The 18,451-nt window shown below is 69.7% G+C and carries 15 protein-coding genes; 12 read left to right on the top strand and 3 right to left on the bottom strand.

Annotated features, from left to right (window positions below):
* The first annotated feature begins 20 nt into the window (after positions 1 to 20).
* The 3 genes from ACXI0U_RS10110 to glgB are packed head-to-tail and all read left to right on the top strand — an operon-like array spanning position 21 to position 5,840.
* Complete coding sequence (locus ACXI0U_RS10110) at positions 21 to 2,030, top strand: alpha-1,4-glucan--maltose-1-phosphate maltosyltransferase (protein WP_431484362.1); 2,010 nt, start codon at positions 21 to 23, stop codon at positions 2,028 to 2,030.
* Positions 2,031 to 2,040: 10 nt separating this feature from the next.
* Positions 2,041 to 3,642 carry a putative maltokinase gene (locus ACXI0U_RS10105; RefSeq protein ID WP_431484363.1) on the top strand — a complete coding sequence of 534 codons (1,602 nt, stop codon included), beginning with the start codon at positions 2,041 to 2,043 and terminating at the stop codon, positions 3,640 to 3,642.
* Positions 3,639 to 5,840: a 1,4-alpha-glucan branching protein GlgB gene (gene glgB, locus ACXI0U_RS10100; protein ID WP_431484364.1), complete on the top strand. Its 2,202-nt coding sequence runs from the start codon at positions 3,639 to 3,641 to the stop codon at positions 5,838 to 5,840. Before ACXI0U_RS10105 ends, glgB begins: the two co-directional genes overlap by 4 nt.
* A gap of 490 nt (positions 5,841 to 6,330) precedes the next feature.
* Here glgB and ACXI0U_RS10095 read toward each other — a convergent pair whose 3' ends face one another.
* Both ACXI0U_RS10095 and gspH read right to left on the bottom strand, forming a co-directional pair.
* On the bottom strand, positions 6,331 to 6,948 hold the full coding sequence (locus tag ACXI0U_RS10095; protein ID WP_184492235.1) for a PulJ/GspJ family protein: 618 nt from the start codon (positions 6,946 to 6,948) through the stop codon (positions 6,331 to 6,333).
* Positions 6,948 to 7,418 (bottom strand): type II secretion system minor pseudopilin GspH, encoded by a 471-nt coding sequence (gene gspH / locus ACXI0U_RS10090; RefSeq protein ID WP_431484875.1) that lies wholly within the window; start codon positions 7,416 to 7,418, stop codon positions 6,948 to 6,950. The genes ACXI0U_RS10095 and gspH overlap by 1 nt, the downstream gene beginning before the upstream one ends.
* A gap of 57 nt (positions 7,419 to 7,475) precedes the next feature.
* Between gspH and ACXI0U_RS10085 the strand changes: the two genes are divergently transcribed.
* Entirely contained in the window at positions 7,476 to 7,904 is a 429-nt protein-coding gene (locus ACXI0U_RS10085; RefSeq protein ID WP_263401857.1) for a type II secretion system protein N, read from the top strand.
* Positions 7,905 to 7,906: 2 nt separating this feature from the next.
* On the opposite strand, the gene gspI is transcribed toward ACXI0U_RS10085, so the two are convergent.
* On the bottom strand, positions 7,907 to 8,302 hold the full coding sequence (gene gspI, locus ACXI0U_RS10080; protein WP_316927539.1) for a type II secretion system minor pseudopilin GspI: 396 nt from the start codon (positions 8,300 to 8,302) through the stop codon (positions 7,907 to 7,909).
* 264 nt (positions 8,303 to 8,566) lie between these two features.
* Between gspI and gspG the strand changes: the two genes are divergently transcribed.
* The 8 genes from gspG (at position 8,567) to ACXI0U_RS10040 (ending at position 18,309) form a co-directional block, all read left to right on the top strand.
* On the top strand, positions 8,567 to 9,016 hold the full coding sequence (gene gspG, locus ACXI0U_RS10075; protein WP_021217637.1) for a type II secretion system major pseudopilin GspG: 450 nt from the start codon (positions 8,567 to 8,569) through the stop codon (positions 9,014 to 9,016).
* An 8-nt stretch (positions 9,017 to 9,024) separates the two neighbouring features.
* A complete protein-coding gene (gene gspK, locus ACXI0U_RS10070) occupies positions 9,025 to 9,993 on the top strand; it encodes a type II secretion system minor pseudopilin GspK (RefSeq protein WP_431484365.1) in 969 nt (322 codons plus the stop codon).
* Complete coding sequence (gspL, locus tag ACXI0U_RS10065; protein WP_431484366.1) at positions 9,990 to 11,156, top strand: type II secretion system protein GspL; 1,167 nt, start codon at positions 9,990 to 9,992, stop codon at positions 11,154 to 11,156. The genes gspK and gspL overlap by 4 nt, the downstream gene beginning before the upstream one ends.
* Complete coding sequence (gspM, locus tag ACXI0U_RS10060) at positions 11,149 to 11,700, top strand: type II secretion system protein GspM (protein ID WP_316927536.1); 552 nt, start codon at positions 11,149 to 11,151, stop codon at positions 11,698 to 11,700. The genes gspL and gspM overlap by 8 nt, the downstream gene beginning before the upstream one ends.
* Complete coding sequence (gene gspD / locus ACXI0U_RS10055) at positions 11,697 to 14,093, top strand: type II secretion system secretin GspD (protein WP_431484367.1); 2,397 nt, start codon at positions 11,697 to 11,699, stop codon at positions 14,091 to 14,093. The genes gspM and gspD overlap by 4 nt, the downstream gene beginning before the upstream one ends.
* The gene (gene gspE, locus ACXI0U_RS10050) at positions 14,090 to 15,508 is read left to right on the top strand and encodes a type II secretion system ATPase GspE (protein WP_431484368.1); all 1,419 of its coding nucleotides are present in this window, start codon (positions 14,090 to 14,092) and stop codon (positions 15,506 to 15,508) included. Before gspD ends, gspE begins: the two co-directional genes overlap by 4 nt.
* On the top strand, positions 15,508 to 16,713 hold the full coding sequence (gene gspF, locus ACXI0U_RS10045; protein ID WP_431484369.1) for a type II secretion system inner membrane protein GspF: 1,206 nt from the start codon (positions 15,508 to 15,510) through the stop codon (positions 16,711 to 16,713). Before gspE ends, gspF begins: the two co-directional genes overlap by 1 nt.
* 441 nt (positions 16,714 to 17,154) lie before the next feature.
* On the top strand, positions 17,155 to 18,309 hold the full coding sequence (locus ACXI0U_RS10040) for a substrate-binding domain-containing protein (RefSeq protein WP_043245897.1): 1,155 nt from the start codon (positions 17,155 to 17,157) through the stop codon (positions 18,307 to 18,309).
* Positions 18,310 to 18,451 lie beyond the last annotated feature (142 nt).

Below are 18,451 nucleotides of genomic sequence, written 5' to 3'. Positions count from 1 at the left end.
GGTCAGAAGGAGCCAGACCGATGTCCCCGAGCACACCCGCCGAGTCCGCCGCGCGTCTTTCCGGAGCGCTGCAGCTGGACGAGGCCCTGGCATTCCCGCGTATCGCCATCGAATCCGTCGAGCCGCAGCTGGAAGGCGGCCGCTTCGCCGCCAAGGCCATCGAGGGCGAGACCCGTACCGTCACGGCGGTGATCTTCGCCGACGGCCACGACAAGCTGGCCGGCCAGTTGCTCTGGCGCCCGGTCGAAGACCCCGAATGGCAGCGCGTGCCCCTGGAATTCCTCGGCAACGACCACTGGCAGGCCAGCTTCGTGCCGCCCCGCATGGGCCGCGTGGTGTTCGCCGTGGAAGCCTGGTGGGACCTCTATGGCAGCTACTGCTACGAACTGTCGAAGAAACACGGCGCCGGCGTGCCCATCAATCTGGAGCTGCAGGAAGGCGCGCTGCTGCTACGCCAGGCCCTGGAACAGGCGCCGGCGGCCCAGGTGGACACGCTGCAGGCGCTGCTCGAACGCCTGGAGGCGGCCCAGTCCATCGACGAACGCGTGGCCCTGCTGCTGGCCCCCGAGACGGTGGCCGCCGTGACCCGCGTCGAGGCCCATCCCCATCGCGTGCGCAGCGCGCTGTACCCGTTGGACGTGGAGCGCAAGCTGGCCGAGTTCGCCAGCTGGTACGAGCTGTTCCCGCGCTCGGCGGCCAACGACGGCAAGCGCCACGGCACCTTCCGCGACGTCATCGCGCGGCTGCCGGATATCCAGGCCATGGGCTTCGACGTGCTCTACTTCCCGCCCATCCATCCCATCGGCCGCACCCACCGCAAGGGCCCGAACAATTCCCTCAAGGCCGGCCCGGACGATCCCGGCAGCCCCTACGCCATCGGCAGTGCCGAAGGCGGCCACGAGGCCATCCACCCGCAGCTGGGCAGCCGTGAGGATTTCCAGGCCCTGGTCCAGGCGGCCCGCGAGCATGGCCTGGAGATCGCCCTCGACTTCGCCATCCAGTGCTCCCCGGACCACCTCTGGCTGGCCCAGCACCCCGGCTGGTTCAGCTGGCGCCCCGACGGCTCCATCCGCCACGCCGAGAACCCGCCGAAGAAGTACGAAGACATCGTCAACGTCGACTTCTACGCCCGTGATGCCCTGCCCGACCTGTGGCTGGCCCTGCGCGACGTGGTCAAGGGCTGGGTGGAGCAGGGCGTGACCCTGTTCCGCGTCGACAACCCCCACACCAAGCCGTTGCCGTTCTGGGAATGGCTGATCGCCGATATCCGCGCCGCCCACCCCGAGGTGATCTTCCTCGCCGAGGCCTTCACCCGGCCGGCGGTGATGGCGCGCCTGGGCAAGGTCGGCTTCAGCCAGAGCTACACCTACTTCACCTGGCGCAACACCAAGGAGGAGCTCGCCCAGTACTTCACCGAGCTCAACCAGCCGCCGCTGTGCGACTGCTACCGGCCGAACTTCTTCGTCAACACGCCGGACATCAACCCCTTCCCGCTGCACGGCCAGGGGCGCGCCGCCTTCCTCATCCGCGCCGCCCTGGCCACCATGGGCTCCGGCCTGTGGGGCATGTACTCCGGCTTCGAGATCTGCGAGTCGGCGCCGGTGCCGGGCAAGGAGGAATACCTGGATTCGGAGAAGTACCAGCTGCGCCAGCGCGACTACCGCGCCCCCGGCAACATCGTCGGCGAGATCGCCCAGCTCAACCGCATCCGCCGCGCCAACCCGGCCTTGCAGACCCATCTGGGGCTGCAGGTCTACAGCGCCTGGAACGACAACATCCTGTATTTCGGCAAGCGCACCGCCGACCGCTCCAACTTCATCCTGGTCGCCATCAGCCTCGACCCGCACAACGCCCAGGAGGCCAGCTTCGAGCTGCCGCTGTGGGAGCTGGGCCTGCCCGAGGATGCCGCCACCCAGGGCGAAGACCTGATGAACGGCCACACCTGGACCTGGTACGGCAAGACCCAGTGGATGCGCATCGAGCCCTGGCACCAGCCCTTCGGCATCTGGCGCATCCGCGCCGCCACCTGAGGACAACGCCATGGCGAACCAACAGCGGCCCGAGCTGCACACACTGGTCATCGAGCAGGACCTGCAAGAGCTACTGCAGGGCGCCAGCGGCTCCCTGATGAAGGATTCCCTGGCGGCCTACCTGCCCAGGCGCCGCTGGTTCTCCGGCGACGCGGCGGGCGAGGTGCACCTGCTCTATGCCGTGCCCTTCGGCGAGGCGGACGAACTCTGCGTACTGGCCGAGGTGGAGTGCCGCGACGGCGAGCGCCGCGAGCATTACCAGCTGCCCCTGGCTTTCGTCACCGAGCACCAGGCCGGCAGCGCTGCGCCCGAACACCTGGCCCTGGCGCGCCTGCACCGGGGCCGCCAGGTGGGCCTGCTCACCGACGCCTTCACCCTGCCGGGCTTCGTGCGCCAGGTGGTGCGCCAGCTGAGCCGTGGCCAGGTGCTGCGCTGGCAGGGCAGCGAGCTGCAGTTCGTGCCCACCTCGCGCCTGGTGGACTTCATCGGCGACCTGGACGGCAACGTCAGCCTGGTGTCTGCCGAGCAATCCAACAGTTCAGCGGTGATCGGCGACAGCATGGTGCTCAAGCTGGTGCGCCGGGTGTTGCCGGGCATCCATCCGGAAACCGAGATGGGGGGCTATCTCACCGAACATGGCTTCGCCAACATCCCGCCCTTGCTGGGCGAGGTGCGCCGCGTCGATGAGGCCGGCACGCCGCATACGCTGATGGTGTTGCAGGCCTTTCTCAGCAACCAGGGCGATGCCTGGCAGTGGACCCTGAACACCCTGGAGCGCGCCGTGCGCGACGAACTGGCCGGCGGCGCATCCGGGCAGGAGAGCCCGCACCGCGCACTGGGGGAACTGGAAGCCTTCGCCCGCATGCTCGGCCGCCGTCTCGGCGAGATGCACGAGGTGCTGGCCCGCCCCAGCGACAACCCCGACTTCGGCTACCGGAGCAGCGATATCGCGGAAACCAACGGCTGGGCCCACAGCGTCGGCCTGCAGTTGCACGAGGCGCTGGAACGGGTGGCCGAGTCCCGCGAGGGCCTTTCCGAGTCCGCCCGGGCGCTGGCCGATTGGCTGGGCAGCCACCAGGCCGGGCTGCTCGAGGTGGTCGGCAAGCTGGCCCGGCACAGCGCCGGTGGCATCCGCATCCGCGTCCATGGCGACCTGCACCTGGGGCAGGTGCTGGTGGCCCGGGGCGACGCCTTCATCATCGATTTCGAGGGCGAGCCCACCCGCAGCCTGGAAGAACGCCGTGCCCGCCACAGCCCGCTGAAGGACGTGGCCGGCATGCTGCGCTCCTTCGATTACGCCGCCGCCATGGCCCTGCGCAACGCCCAGGGCGCCGATGCCTCCAGCGAGGCCGCCAGCGCCCGCCGGCGCATCGCCAGCACCTACCGCAGCCAGGCGCGCACCGCCTTCCACGAAGCCTACCGGCTGGCCGCCGCGAACCTGCCCCATGCCTGGCACGAGCGTGACGGCGAAGTCGCCGCCCTGGCGCTGTTCAGCATCGAGAAGGCCGCCTACGAAATCCTTTACGAAGCCCGCTACCGCCCCGATTGGCTGGATGTGCCGATGCTGGGGCTGGTGGAGTTGGGCCGTCATCTCCTGGGGAGCACGCAATGAACGATGTAGCCATGGGGCAGGGCGCCGACCGCGCCCAGATCGAGGCGCTGGTAAGGGCCGAGCACGGCGACCCCTTCGCCTTCCTCGGCCCGCACCAGGATGACCAGGGGCCGGTGATCCGCGCCTACCTGCCCGGTGCCCTGGGCGTCGAACTGCTGGATGGCGACAGTGGCCAGTCCATGGGCCGCCTGGTGGAATCCGCCACTCCCGGGCTGTTCATCGCCCGGCCCGAGCGCCTGCACCGCTACCGCCTGCGCATCCATTGGGGCGAGGGCTTCCAGGAAACCGAAGACCCCTACAGCTTCGGCCCGTTGCTGGGCGAAACCGACCTCTACCTGTTCGCCGAGGGCAACCACCGCGAACTGGGCAAGGTCTTCGGTGCCCAGCTCACCGAGCACGACGGCGTGCCCGGCGTGCGTTTCGCCCTCTGGGCACCCAATGCCCGGCGGGTTTCAGTGGTCGGGGCGTTCAATGGCTGGGATGGCCGCCGTCATCCCATGCGCCTGCGCCACCCGGCCGGGGTCTGGGAGCTGTTCGTGCCGCGCCTGCAGGCGGGCGAGGTGTACAAGTACGAGCTGCTCGGCCAGCACGGCGTGCTGCCGCTGAAGGCCGACCCGGTGGCCCTGGCCACCGAACTGCCGCCGGCCACCGGCTCGGTGGTGTCCGCGCCGCTGGATTTCCACTGGCAGGACCAGGGCTGGATGGACGGCCGCCAGCGTGGCCAGGCCCATGACCGGCCACTGTCGATCTACGAGGTGCATGTCGGTTCCTGGCGCAAGGAGGGCGGCAACGATGGCCGCGTGCTCAGCTGGCACGAACTGGCCGAGCAGCTGATCCCCTATGTGCAGGAACTGGGCTTCAGCCATATCGAGTTGCTGCCGATCATGGAGCACCCCTTCGGCGGCTCCTGGGGCTACCAGCCGCTGTCGCAGTTCGCGCCAACATCGCGCTACGGCAGCCCGCGCGACTTCGCCGCCTTCATCGACGCCTGCCACCGCGCCGGCATCGGCGTCATCCTCGACTGGGTGCCGGCGCATTTCCCCACCGACGCCCACGGTCTGGGCCGCTTCGACGGCACGGCGCTGTACGAGTACGAGCATCCCTTCGAGGGCTTCCACCAGGATTGGGACACCTACATCTACAACCTCGGCCGCACCGAGGTGCACGGCTTCATGCTGGCCTCGGCGCTGCACTGGCTGCGCGCCTACCACATCGATGGCCTGCGCGTGGATGCGGTGGCCTCGATGCTCTACCGCGACTACTCGCGCAAGGACGGCGAGTGGATCCCCAACCGCCACGGTGGCCGCGAGAACCTGGAGGCCATCGACTTCCTCCGCCACCTCAACGACGTGGTCGCCACCGAGGCGCCCGGTGCCCTGGTGATAGCCGAGGAATCCACCGCCTGGCCCGGGGTCAGCCGGCCCACCCGCGAAGGCGGCCTGGGCTTCGCCTACAAATGGAACATGGGCTGGATGCACGACAGCCTGAAGTACGCCAGCGAAGACCCGGTCAACCGCAGCCATCACCACCACCAGCTGACCTTCGGCCTGCTCTACGCCTTCTCCGAGCACTTCATCCTGCCCATCTCCCACGACGAGGTGGTGCACGGCAAGCGCTCGCTGCTGGACAAGATGCCCGGCGACCGCTGGCAGAAATTCGCCAACCTGCGCCTGTACCTCAGCTTCATGTGGAGCCACCCGGGCAAGAAGCTGCTGTTCATGGGCTGCGAGTTCGGCCAGTGGCGCGAATGGAGCCACGACAGCGAGCTGGACTGGTACCTGCTGCGCTACGGCGAGCACCTGGGTGTGCAGAGCCTGTTGCGCGACCTCAACGCCCTGTACCGCGCCGAGCCCGCGTTGCACCAGCTGGACGGCGTCGCCGAAGGCTTCCAATGGCTGATCGGCGACGACAAGGCCAACAGCGTCTACGCCTGGCTGCGCAAGGGCCAGGACGGCACGCCGCTATTGGTGGTGCACAACTTCACCCCGGTGCCGCGCCTCGGCTACCGCATCGGCGTACCGCTGCCCGGCACCTGGCAGGTGCTGCTCAACAGCGACACCGACGCCTATGCCGGCAGCAACGCCGGCACCCTCGCCGAAGCGCACGCCGAAGACGACACCAGTCACGGCCAACCCCACTCCCTGGTGCTCGACCTGCCACCCCTCGGCGCGCTGATCCTCAAACCCACCTCGCCATAGGTTGGCGCTGTTCCGTAGGTTGGCGCCGAGCGCAGCGAGGCCCAACGGAGCGGCATTCGGCTCTGCTGCGTTGGGCTTCGTACCTCAGCCCAACCTACACCCGTGCCAGGACGGCTCCAATTTTGTAGGGGCGACTTCGGTCGCCCAGCGATGCACCGCATCGCCGTAGGGCGGGTGAAACCCGCGTGGTGTCGTGCCGGGACGTCGGGTTGCACCCGACCTACAAGGTGGCGCTGTTCGGTAGGTTGGCGCCGAGCGCAGCGAGGCCCAACGGTGCGGGGCTCAGCTCTGCTGCGTTGGGCTTCGTGCCTCAGCCCAACCTACCTCCGTGCCAGGACGGTTCCACGTTGTGGGAGCGGCTTCAGCCGCGAAAGATCCGCCGCCGGCACAACGCTGCGTGTAGCCGGGCATTCCATCGCGAATGAATTCCCACAGACCTTGGCAAGAGCCTCGCGAGCAGAGCTCGCTCCCGCGGGGTGTGCCCCGGGGTTCATTCGAACGGCCCCATCACCTGGCGGTAATGCTCGGTGCCTTGTGGTGTCTGGCGGGTGAGGGTGAGTTCGAGGCCACGCGGGTTTTCCACCGGGGTGCCGGTGAGGGTTGCCCAGCCCTTGCCGGGGCGCCAGGTGCGCAGGTCGAAGTCGCTTACGCCGCTCATCACCGCCACGCCCTTGCCGGGGGCCGGCAGCGGGTAGCGGGTGCCGGGGGTGGAGGCGGCGCGGTAGAGGGTGTCGCCTTCCACCCACCAGCGCACCCGCAGCAGGCGGCCGGGGCGGGACGGGGCGACGCGCACCAGTTCCAGGCGCGGCGGGCCATTGCCTCCGCCGCGCAATACCAGGGCCGGCGGCCCGGAGCGGATCGGTTTTGCATCCGCGTCGGCGTCCGGGCGCAGGGGTTCCAGCAGTTCGGTGGTGGCGCGTTGGGCCAGGTCGCGCTGCAGCTGGTTGAGGGCGCGCAGCAGCTCGTCGTTGCGTTCGGCCGCCGCCTGCAGGTGGGCGTCGCTGCGGCTCACGCTGTCCAGCCCGCGCCAGGCCACCAGGGACACCAGCGCCATCAGCAGGATCGCCACCATCACCTCGATCAGGGTGAAGCCCCGTTGCTCCGTCATCACTGCACCTCGATACGGCCGGACGGCTCACGCACGACCAGGACGCTGTTGCGCCCATCGGACAGCTCGATGCGCGCCGGCTCGCCTATCCACTCGGCGTCGATCAGCAGCCAGCGGCCGCTGCTCAATCGCACATCCAGCGGGTGCACCTGCCAGGTACGCGGGCGCAGTTGCGGGTCGCCGGCGAACGCCCGCTCATCGGCGCCGCCGTCGCCCAGGCGCAGGAAGCGGTAGCCGCGCTCGTCCGCCTGCCAGGCGATGGCGCGGCCGTCGGCGCGGGCCTCGTCCTGGGCGGTCTGCAGCAGCAGGGCCAGGCGCTTGGCATCTTCCCGCAGCAGGCGCGCCGGGTCGGGGCGGATGCTCAAGGTCACCGCCGCCGTGGCGATGCCGACGATCACCAGCACCACCATCAGCTCGATCAGGGTGAAGCCCCGTTGCGTCCGCCCGGCAACCTCGGGAGGAGGTGAAATAAAACCGTGAAGATCGGCTGCTAGCGTCGGGGCCAGGAATTTTTGGAGGACCGCCGGATGCGCCTTATCAGCCGCTTCAACCCCGCCGCATGGGTCCAGGGCGCCGCGCTGGCGGCCACCCTGGCGGGCCTGGTCACCTGGGGGCTGTTGCTGGGGGACCCCACGCCGCAGCAGGCCCAGGCGCGCAGCGAAGCCCCGCAGCCGGTGCCGGCCGCTGCCCACGATGCAGCGCAATGGTTCGCCAGCCGCGCCAGCCAGCTGGACGTGCGCCTCACCGGGCTGTTCGCCGGGGAGCGCGGCGCCGTGGCCATCCTCGCCATCGACGATGCACCGCCGCGCGCCTTCCTCACCGGCGAAAGCCTGGGCGAAGGCGTGCGCCTGGACGCCATCGAAGGGGACGCGGTGATCATCGCCCGGGGCAGCGAAACCCAGCGCCTGTCCATCGCGCGCCTGCCCGAGGCGCCGCCGCTGCCATCCCTGCGCTGAGTTCACGGCGTCACCTGCAGGCGGTCGCGCGCTACCAGGGTTTCCAGGCGTGCCAGGGGCGGGCCGCCGCGTTCGCGGTCATGCACGCGGATGCTCAGTTGCAGCAGGTCGCCCACGGGGGTGATGCGCTGCTCGCAGCTCAAGCGCAAGCGCCCCTGATCACACTCCAGCACCTTGCGGCCGTTGCCCGGCGGCCCTTCCAGGCGCAGCTCCGCCATACGCCCCTGGGCCGCCAGCAGGGCGATGGAGCGGTCGCGCAGCAGGCCATCGGCCTGGGTCATCTGCCCGGCGGCACGCACCGCCGCCGACATGGCCACGGCGACGATGGCCAGCGCCACCAGCACTTCGATCAGGGTGAAACCGGACGCTTGCCGGTGCATCGCGTGGGCCTTGCGCATGGCGGGGGTCACAGGGCAGGGAAGAAGGCTCCAGCCTAGCGGCCGCGTCTGACGAAACGCTGACGGAAACACCGGAGAACGCGGCCGCCGCTCTCCGTGGCGCCGCGTCGCAGGCCCCATGGCGCGGGCATCGTGGCGCAGTGCGCGGGAAATTCTCCCGAGGATTTTCAATACCAGTGACATATGCGCTTGGAACAATCCGGGGCGAAAGGACAGGCCCGGCTCCCTGAGACGCGGCCCGATGCAAACCCAAGGAGTGTCGAGATGGATATCGCGCGGTTCAGCTCCCCGGTTCGCGGCCGGAATGGCCAGCAAGGCTTCACCCTTATCGAGATCATGGTGGTGGTGGTGATCCTCGGCATTCTCGCCGCCATGGTGGTGCCCAAGGTGCTCGACCGCCCTGACCAGGCCCGCGCCACCGCCGCGCGCCAGGACATCGGCGGGCTGATGCAGGCGCTCAAGCTCTATCGCCTCGACCAGGGCCGCTACCCCAGCCAGAACGAGGGCCTGAAGGTGCTGGTGGAGCGCCCGGCCAACGCCACGTCCAGCAACTGGCGCTCCTACCTGGAGCGCCTGCCCAACGACCCCTGGGGCCGCCCGTACAACTACCTGAACCCCGGCGCCAATGGCGAGGTGGACATCTTCTCCCTGGGCGCCGACGGCCAGCCCGAGGGCGAGGGCGTGAACGCCGATATCGGCTCCTGGCAGTTGTAGGCCGCGCCATGCATCCCCTGGCCAGCCAACGCGGCATGGCGGTGATCAGCGCCTTGCTGATCGCTGCCGTAGTGGCGGTGATCGCCGCCGGCATGATCGCCCGTCAGACGCGCATCACCCGCGCCGTGGAAAGCGAGAACCAGCGCCTGCAGGGCGCCTGGGCCGCGCGCGGCGCCCTGGAGTGGAGCCGCCAGCGGCTCTGGGAGGAGCGCCTGCGCGAACCCGCCACCCGGCTCGACCAGGCCTGGGCGCAGCCCTTGCGCAACCTCAGCCTGGGTGAGGGGACGGCCTTCGAGGGCGCGATCCTCGACGAGCAGGGCCGTTTCAACCTGCGCAACCTGGTGCGTGACGAGCAGCTCGACCCCCTGGAAATGGCCACCTTCGAGCGCCTCTGCGCGCTGCTGGGCGTGCCCCAGGAGGCCGCCGCACGCATCGCCCGCCGGGTGATCGACGCCTATGCCTACCGCATCTACCCGCCTCGCAGCGAACCGGCCAACAGCAGCGGCTTCGACAGCGGCCGGCTGACCTCACCGGAAGCGCAGAACCGCGCCTTCGAAGCCAAGCGCCCCATGCTGCGTCGCCTCGAAGACCTGGCCGACCTGCCTGGCGTGCCAGCCGATGCCCTGCAACGCCTGGCGCCCTTCGTCACGCTGCTGCCCATGCCCACCTGGGTCAACGGCAACACCGCCAGCGCCGAGGTGATCGCCGCGCGGGTGCCCGGCCTCGGCCTGGAGCGCGCCCGTGCCCTGATCGCCGAGCGCGACCGCGGCCAGTGGTTCATCAACAGTGGCGACGTGCTCAACCGTCTGCGCATGCCGGACATGACCACCGAGCTGGTGCGCATCGGCATCACCAGCGAGTGGTTCCTGGTGCGCGGCCTGGCCCGTGCTGGTGAGCGTCGCAGCCCGGTGGAGGCGCTGTTGTTCCGTGCCGAGGAAAGCCAGCCGCGCATTGTCTGGTCGCGGGTGGGCGCATGAGCGCGCTGCTGCGGATCGCCCTGCCAGCCCTCGACGGGCTGCGCCCCGAGGCCGAGGTGGAGTACGCCTGGCTGAACCGCCAGGGCCAACTGGATAACCAAGGCATTGCCAGCCTCGCCGAGCTGGGTCGCCAGGCCCGGGGCAAGGCCGTGGAACTGGTGCTGCACCCCGACGACAGCCTGCTGGCCAGCCTCGAACTGCCGCCGTTGCCCGCCGCGCGCCTGGGGGATGCCGTGCGTTGTGCGGCGGACGGCCTGGTGCTCGGCGGTTGCGAGGGGCTGCAACTGGTGCACGGCCCGCGTCAGGCCGATGGCCGGGTGCAGCTTGCCTGGCTGGAACGCGAGCGCCTGCAGCGCCTGCTGCACGGCCTGCGGCAATGCGCACTGGAACCCCGTGGCCTCTATGGCGCGCCGTTCTTCCTGGCGACGGACAAGGGCACGGCCTGTGCGCAGCTGCGCGACGGCCAGTTGCTGGTGCGCGACGGTGTGCAGGGTGGCTGGGTGCATCCCCTGCCTGAAGATTGCCTGCCGCGCCTGCTGGAGAGCGGCGTGGCGCCGGGCTGGCCCGGCGAGGTGCCCGAAGGCCTGCCGGGCGAGGCCGTGGCCGCCAGCCGCCGTTGGACTGGCGCGGTGCCCGCCTGCAACCTGCTGCAAGGGCTGACGGGCCCGGCCCAGGGGCCGCGGCGCTGGGGGCGGGCCGTGGCCTGTTGCGCCCTGGCTGCTGCCGTGTGGACCCTCGGCCTCAACCTCCATGCCTCGCAGATGGCCAGCCAAGGCCTGGCGCTCAAGCAACAGATGTCGCAGCGGGTGAAGCAGGTCTTCCCGCAGTTGCCGGTGGTGCTCAACCCCTTGCAGCAAGCCCGCCAGCAGCGCGACGCGCGCCTGGCCGGCGGCACCCAGGATGGCCCCGGCCGCTTCGCCGCCATGGTGCAGCAGGCCGTTGGCGCCATGCCCTTCGCCCTGGGCGCCATCGAGTCCATCGATTACGACGGCGAAACCCTGCGCCTGACGCCCCGCGCCGGCGCGCGCAAGCCCCCGGCGGACCCTGCCTGGCAGGCGGCCCTGGCCCAGGCCGGACTGCAAGCCGGCATCGGCGCCGATGGCTGGAGCCTGAAACGCCTGCCGGCGGATGCGCTGAAAAACGAGGCTGGCCGTGATGAATGAACGCCTGCTGAAACTGCGGGGCACCTGGCGCGAACAGACGGCCCAGGCCCGCCAGCGTTGGCAGCGGCTGGGCCCGCGTGACCGGCGCATCCTGCGCCTGGCCGCCCTGGTGCTGCCGCCGATGCTGCTGTGGTTCGCCCTGATCGAACCCTCCCTGGCGCGCATCGAGCATTGGCAGGCCGAGCTGCCGCGCCTGCGTGCCCAGGCGCAAACCCTCGAAGCGGTGCTAGCCGAGGTGCAGGGGCCCGCCGCCCTGGCGCCCGGCGCATCCCTGGAAGCGCTGCTGCGCCAGGGGCTGGATGACAACGGTCTGGCCGGGCACTACCAGTTGCGCGCGGAAGGCCCGCACTGGCGGCTGGAACTGCAAGGCGCCCCGGCGCAAGGGGTTATGGATTGGCTGCTGGGCGTGACCCCGGGCCTGCCGCTGGAGCTGCGCCAGGTGCAGCTGCGGCGCGACGGCGGGACACAGAGCGAACAGACGGACGCGCGGCTTTCCGGCGTCGTCGGCATGGAACAGGCGCCAGGCGCTAAGGAATCCTCATGAAGCGGTTCGATGGACAAGGGCTGCGGCGACCGCTGCGGCATGGGGTGGCGATTTCTCTCGCGGCGGTGCTCGCCGCCTGCAGCCAGTCCGGTGGCACGCCGCCGCCGGTGATCCCCGCCGAGAGCGAACTGGGCCGGCCCATGGCCCAGGTGGGGCAGGGCGATGCACTGGCGGAGCGCGAACGCATCCAGGCCCAGGCTGAGCGTCAGCAGCAGGTGGCACGTGCCCAGCGCGCGCAACAGGCCGCCCGCCGCACGGGCACGCCGCCCCGCCAGACCCGCAGCGCCGGGCTGGGCGACCAGCCGGTGCAGCTGAATTTCGTCGAGGCGGACATCCCCGCTGTGCTGCGGGCGCTGTCCCGCGCCACCGGCCGGCAGTTCCTCGCCGATCCCCGGGTCAAGGGCCAGCTGACGCTGGTGTCCGAGGGCGAGGTGCCAGCCCATACCGCCTACGACATGCTCCTGGCGGCACTGCGCATGCAGGGCTTCTCGGTGGTGGAAGTGGGCGGCGTCAGCCAGGTGGTGCCCGAGGCGGACGCCAAACTGCTCGGCGGCCCGGTGAGCGACGCCGACCGCCCCGGCGGCAACGGCATGGTCACCCGCACCTACCGCCTGCAGTACGAGAACGCGGTGAACCTGATCCCGGTGCTGCGGCCCATTGTCTCGCCGAACAACCCGATCAACGCCTACCCGGGCAACAACACGGTGGTGGTCACCGATTACGCGGAGAACCTCGAACGGGTTGCCGCGATCATCGCCAACATCGACGTGCCCGGCTCCATCGACACCGATGTGGTGCCGGTGCAGAACGGCATCGCCACGGACATCGCCGCCATGGTCTCCGAACTGATGGAGAGCCCCGGCAACGACGTTGCGCAGAAGGTCGCGGTGATCGGCGACCCGCGCTCCAACAGCATCATCCTGCGTACCGGCAGCCCGGAGCGCAGCGAGCTGGCTCGGCAGTTGATCGGCAAGCTCGACAGCGCCCAGGGCAACCCCAGCAACCTGCACGTGGTCTACCTGCGCAACGCCCAGGCCAACAAGCTGGCCCAGGCCCTGCGCGGCCTGCTCACCGGCGAGGGCGAGAGCGCCGGGCAGGGCGACGGCAGCCGCGCCCAGCTCAATGGCGGCAACCTGGGGGGCAGCACGCAGAGTGGCACCGGCAGCAGCGGTTCCAGCGCCGGCACCGCCACCAGCAGCAATGGACAGAGCGGCAGCTCCGGTGGCTACGGGCAGTCGGGCGGCGGGCTGCTGTCGGCGGCCAAGGGGCAGGGCGGCCAGGAGGGTGCGGTGGCCTTCTCCGCCAATGGCGTCACCGTGCAGGCCGACACCACCACCAACACCCTGCTGATCTCCGCGCCCGACCCGCTGTACCGCAACCTGCGCGAGGTCATCGACCTGCTCGACCAGCGCCGCGCCCAGGTGGTGATCGAGAGCCTGATCGTCGAAGTCAGCGAAGACGACACCAGTGAGTTCGGCATCCAGTGGCAGGCCGGCAACCTGGCCGGCAACGGCTGGATCGGCGGCGCCAACCTCGGCGGCGCGGGCATCAACACCGGCGCCAAGAACAGCATCGACGCGCTGCCGGGCGGCCTCAGCATCGGCAAGGTGGCCGGCGGCGTGGACATCCCCGGCATCGGCCGCGTGCTCGACCTCAAGGTCCTGGCCCGCGCGCTGAAGAGCAAGGGCGGCACCAACGTGCTGTCCACGCCCAACCTGCTGACCCTGGACAACGAGGCGGCGAGCATCTTCGTTGGCCAGACCATCCCCTTCGTCAGCGGCAACTACGTCACCAACGGCGGCGGTACCAGCAACAACCCCTTCCAGACCATCGAGCGCGAGGAGGTGGGCCTTCGCCTCAACGTGCGCCCGCAGATATCCGAAGGCGGCACGGTGAAGCTGGACATCTACCAGGAGGTCAGCAGCGTCGACGAGCGTGCCGACAACGATGCCGGCACCGTGACCAACAAGCGCGCCATCGACACCAGCATCCTCCTCGACGACGGGCAGATCATGGTGCTCGGCGGCCTGCTGCAGGACAGCTTCATCCAGAGCAGCGAGGCGGTGCCCGGCCTCGGCAGCCTGCCCGGCATCGGCGCGCTGTTCCGCGGCGACCGCCGCTCGCGGACCAAGACCAACCTGATGGTGTTCCTGCGGCCCTACATCATCCGCGACGACAGCGTGGGGCGCAGCATCACCCTGAACCGCTACGACTTCATCCGCCGTGCCCAGGGCGCCATGCAGCCGGAGCACAAGTGGCCCCTCACCGACATGCAGGCGCCGCAACTGCCGCCGGCCGAGCAGGCCATGCCGCTGAACCCGGCCGCGCCGTTGCCGGCCCCGCAGCCCCGGCCCATGCGCGCTGTACCGCTGCGCCCGGGCGAGCAGCCATGAGCGCGCTGCCCTACGCCTGGGCCCGTGCCCAGCGCCTGTTGCTGCAGGGCGAGGGGGAGGGCGCACGGCTGCTGGTGAGCCCGAACACCCCCGGCTGGGCCATCGGCGAGGTGCGCCGTCGCCATGGCGCCACGCCCATCCAGCGGGTCACCGATGCCGAGCTGGAAGCCCTGCTGGCCAGCGCCTACGCCGACACCGGCAGCGCCGCCGCGGTGGTCGGCGCCGCCGAGAGCGAGGTGGACCTGGACCGCCTGCTGCAGGACATGCCCGAGGTCACCGACCTGCTGGACACCGAGGACGGCGCACCGGTGATCCGCATGATCAACGCCCTGCTGACCCAGGCCTCACGGGACGAGGCCAGCGACATCCATATCGAGCCCTTCGAGACCCACTCGGTGGTGCGCTACCGGGTGGACGGCGCGTTGCGTGACGTGGTCGCCCCGCGCAAGGCACTGCACGCGGCGCTGGTGTCGCGGATCAAGATCATGGCGCAGCTGGACATCGCCGAAAAACGCCTGCCGCAGGACGGCCGCATCGCCCTGCGCGTGGCCGGCCGGCCCATCGACGTGCGTGTTTCCACCGTGCCCACCGGCCACGGCGAGCGGGTGGTGATGCGCCTGCTGGACAAGCAGGCCGGGCGCCTGCGCCTGGAAACCCTGGGCATGGCGCCGACGCTGCTGGAACAGCTCGACCGGCTGATCCGCCAGCCCCACGGCATCGTGCTCGTCACCGGGCCCACCGGCAGCGGCAAGACCACCACCCTCTACGCCGCCCTGGCGCGGCTGGACGCCGCCACCAGCAACATCCTCACGGTGGAAGACCCGGTGGAGTACGACCTGCCCGGCATCAGCCAGATCCAGGTCAACGCGCGCATCGACATGAGCTTCGCCCTGGCCCTGCGCGCCATCCTGCGCCAGGACCCGGACATCATCATGATCGGCGAGATCCGCGACCTGGAGACGGCGCAGATCGCCGTGCAGGCCTCGCTCACCGGGCACCTGGTGCTGGCCACGCTGCACACCAACGACGCGGTCTCGGCCGTCACCCGCCTCACCGACATGGGCGTGGAGCCCTTCCTGCTGGCCTCCAGCATGCTTGGCGTGCTCGCCCAGCGCCTGGTGCGCCGCCTGTGCAACCAGTGCCGCGAGCCCGACCCGGCCTTTCCCGGGCAGTGGCGCGCGGTGGGCTGTGCCGCCTGCAACAACACTGGCTACAGCGGCCGCACCGGCATCCATGAACTCTTCGTGATCGACGACGACATCCGCCGCCTGATCCACCAGGGCGAGGCCGAGCAGAGCCTGCGCGAAGCCGCCCGCGCCGCCGGCATGGCCAGCATGCGCGAGGACGGCGAGCGTTGGGTGCAGGGCGGCTTCACCACGCCCGAGGAAATCCTCCGCGTCACGAGGGACGCCTGATGAACCGCTACCGTTTCGAGGCCGCCGACGCCAGCGGGCGCATCGAGAGCGGCACCCTGGAGGCCGACAGCCCGCGCGGCGCCATGGGCCTGCTGCGCACCCGCGGGTTGACGCCCCTGGAGCTGACCGAGGAGGCCGCAGCCGGCAGTACCGGCGGCCTGTTCGCGCCGCGCCTGTCCGATGGCGACCTGGCCTGGGCCACGCGCCAGCTGGCCAGCCTGCTGGCGGCGGGGCTGCCGCTGGAGTCGGCGCTGTCGGCCACCGTCGACCAGGCCGAGCGCCGCCATATCGCCGAAACCCTGGGTGCGGTGCGCACCGACGTGCGCAGCGGCATGCGCCTGGCCGAGGCCCTGGCGGCGCGCCCGCGCGACTTCCCCGATATCTACCGCGCGCTGATCGCCGCCGGCGAGGAGTCCGGCAACCTGGCCCAGGTGATGGAGCGCCTGGCCGACTACATCGAGGAGCGCAACAACCTGCGCGGCAAGATCCTCACCGCCTTCATCTACCCGGCGGTGGTGGGGCTGGTGTCCATCGGCATCGTCGTCTTCCTGCTCGGCTTCGTCGTGCCCCAGGTGGTCAGCGCCTTCTCCCAGGCGCGCCAGGACCTGCCCGCGCTGACCCGGGTGATGCTCCAGGCCAGCGACTTCGTCCGTGCCTGGGGCGTGGTCTGCTTCGCCGGCATCGCCGGGGCATTCTGGGGCTGGCGGATGTACCTGCGCGACGCCGCCGCGCGCCTGGCCTGGCACACCCGGGTGCTGCGCCTGCCGCTGCTGGGGCGCTTTGTGCTGGGGGTCAACACCGCGCGCTTTGCCTCCACCCTGGCGATTCTCGGCAGCGCCGGCGTGCCGTTGCTACGCGCCCTCGACGCCGCCCGCGAAACCCTGGCCAACGACCGCCTGGCCGCCTGCGTCGCCGACGCCACCCTCGCCGTGCGCGAAGGCATCAGCCTGGCCAGCGCACTCAAGGCCGGCGGCGTGTTCCCGCCCATCCTCATCCACCTCATCGCCAGCGGCGAGAAGACCGGCTCCCTGCCGCCCATGCTCGACCGCGCCGCGCAGACCCTCTCCCGCGACATCGAACGCCGCGCCATGGGCATGACCGCGCTGCTGGAGCCGCTGATGATCGTCATCATGGGCGGCGTGGTGCTGACCATCGTCATGGCCGTGCTGCTGCCCATCATCGAGATCAACCAGTTGGTGCAGTAGGGCGGTCGTCTCCCCTGGGAGAGCCGCTTCACGGTTGCTCCGGTACGTTCCTCTTGCCGAGCCCATTCGCGAATGAATTCGCTCCCACAGTAAGCCTTGCCGCTCACTCCAGAGCCCCGTCTTCGCGCCACTCGGGTTCATCCTTCCGTCATGCAACGAGGGCCCGGCTCAGCAATGGCGGGAGAGGGCGATCCGCACCCCATGGAAAATGGCTGGAGGGATTGGCCGACATGTCAGGAAAGTTTCGCTAACTCCCGAGAAATACTGGAAAAAATCCGCACAAGCTCCCGAGGTTTTTTCCTTTCTCTGTCACCGGAAATTGAGAACGTCTATCTCGTGGCCAGCCCACCGACGAGCAGGGGAATGTTGCTCGGGGCCAGGCCGCAGCGTGATGCAAGAGCGAACCACTCAACGTCCAGACACGATGAAAGGAGATTCTTCATGTTCAAGCGCAATGTTCTCGCTGTTTCCATGGCCGTCGCCGGCCTGTGCTCCGCCCAGGCCATGGCTGCCGTAGTCGGTGGCGGCGCCACCCTGCCGCAGAACCTGTACAACACCGCTACCGTCCTGTCGTCGGGCTTCAACGCCTACATCGGCGTGGGCAGCGGCGCTGGCAAATCCGCCGTGCTGACCAACGACTCCACCAAGCTGGGCCTGGCTTCCGGCATCACCGTCGACTACGCCGGCAGCGATTCCATCCTGTCCGCCAGCGAGATCTCCACCTACCAGGCCGCTCACCAGTCCCCGGCCGTTCCCACCAGCAGCGCCGCCAACTGGGGCCCGCTGGTCCAGGTTCCCTCGGCCGCCACCTCGGTGACCATCCCCTACAAACTGACCCTGGCCGGTGGCGCCGCGCTGAACAACCTGGACCTGACCAGTGCTCAGCTGTGCGACATCTTCTCGGGCACCATCACTACCTGGAACCAGGTCAACGCCAGCTACCCGGCTACCGCCATCACGGTCGTCTACCGTGCCGGCAGCAGCGGCACCACCGAGATCTTCACCCGTCACCTGAACAGCCAGTGCTCGGCCAAGTTCACCACCAACAGCACCTTCACCACCGCTAACGTCGGTGCCGAGCCGGCTTCCTGGATCGCTGCCACCGGCAGTGCCAACCTGGCCAGCACCGTCGCTTCCACCGAAGGCGCCATCGGCTACGTCGGCCCGGAAGACGTCGATGCCACCAACAACGCCGTAGTGGCCAAGGTCAATGGCCTGCTGCCCACCATCGGCAACGTCACCACCGCCCTGAGCACCATCGCTCCGCCGTCCACCGCTGCTGACCGTGCCGACCCCTCCAAATGGGTACCGGTACTGGCCAACCCCGCCAGCGGCTACAAGATCGTCGGCTACACCAACCTGGTGTTCAGCCAGTGCTACAAGGACACCGCCGACCGCACTTCCATCCGTGATTTCGTTGGCCGTCACTACAACACCGATGACCTCAACAACAACGACGACGAGATCATCGCCAACAAGCTGATCCCGCTGACCGACGACTGGAAGACTGCTGTTCGCAGCACCTTCTACACCCCGACCAACTCCCTGGCCATCGGCAACACCACTGCCTGCAACCAGATCGGTCGTCCGCTCTAAGCCTCTCACCAGGCACCGCTCCAACGAACCGGCAATGGCCTCGCGCCATTGCCGGTTTTCCTGTTTCAGCCGCCTGCCGGGCAGATGAACTTTGCATGACAAAAGTTCGGTCGAGCGCGGCTGCTACCGCCTTGGGGTATAG

This window comes from Pseudomonas sp. C9D1 (genome assembly GCF_056491235.1).
This window is presented reverse-complemented; position numbering and strand designations above follow the sequence as displayed.

Excerpts from the sequence above, each read along its gene's own strand:
- ACXI0U_RS10110 (WP_431484362.1), top strand. The coding sequence starts at position 21 with ATGTCCCCGAGCACACCCGCCGAGTCCGCCGCGCGTCTTTCCGGAGCG.
- ACXI0U_RS10105 (WP_431484363.1), top strand. The coding sequence starts at position 2,041 with ATGGCGAACCAACAGCGGCCCGAGCTGCACACACTGGTCATCGAGCAG.
- glgB (WP_431484364.1), top strand. The coding sequence starts at position 3,639 with ATGAACGATGTAGCCATGGGGCAGGGCGCCGACCGCGCCCAGATCGAG.
- ACXI0U_RS10095 (WP_184492235.1), bottom strand. The coding sequence starts at position 6,948 with ATGACGGAGCAACGGGGCTTCACCCTGATCGAGGTGATGGTGGCGATC.
- ACXI0U_RS10085 (WP_263401857.1), top strand. The coding sequence starts at position 7,476 with ATGCGCCTTATCAGCCGCTTCAACCCCGCCGCATGGGTCCAGGGCGCC.
- gspI (WP_316927539.1), bottom strand. The coding sequence starts at position 8,302 with ATGCGCAAGGCCCACGCGATGCACCGGCAAGCGTCCGGTTTCACCCTG.
- gspG (WP_021217637.1), top strand. The coding sequence starts at position 8,567 with ATGGATATCGCGCGGTTCAGCTCCCCGGTTCGCGGCCGGAATGGCCAG.
- gspK (WP_431484365.1), top strand. The coding sequence starts at position 9,025 with ATGCATCCCCTGGCCAGCCAACGCGGCATGGCGGTGATCAGCGCCTTG.
- gspL (WP_431484366.1), top strand. The coding sequence starts at position 9,990 with ATGAGCGCGCTGCTGCGGATCGCCCTGCCAGCCCTCGACGGGCTGCGC.
- gspM (WP_316927536.1), top strand. The coding sequence starts at position 11,149 with ATGAATGAACGCCTGCTGAAACTGCGGGGCACCTGGCGCGAACAGACG.
- gspD (WP_431484367.1), top strand. The coding sequence starts at position 11,697 with ATGAAGCGGTTCGATGGACAAGGGCTGCGGCGACCGCTGCGGCATGGG.
- gspE (WP_431484368.1), top strand. The coding sequence starts at position 14,090 with ATGAGCGCGCTGCCCTACGCCTGGGCCCGTGCCCAGCGCCTGTTGCTG.
- gspF (WP_431484369.1), top strand. The coding sequence starts at position 15,508 with ATGAACCGCTACCGTTTCGAGGCCGCCGACGCCAGCGGGCGCATCGAG.
- ACXI0U_RS10040 (WP_043245897.1), top strand. The coding sequence starts at position 17,155 with ATGTTCAAGCGCAATGTTCTCGCTGTTTCCATGGCCGTCGCCGGCCTG.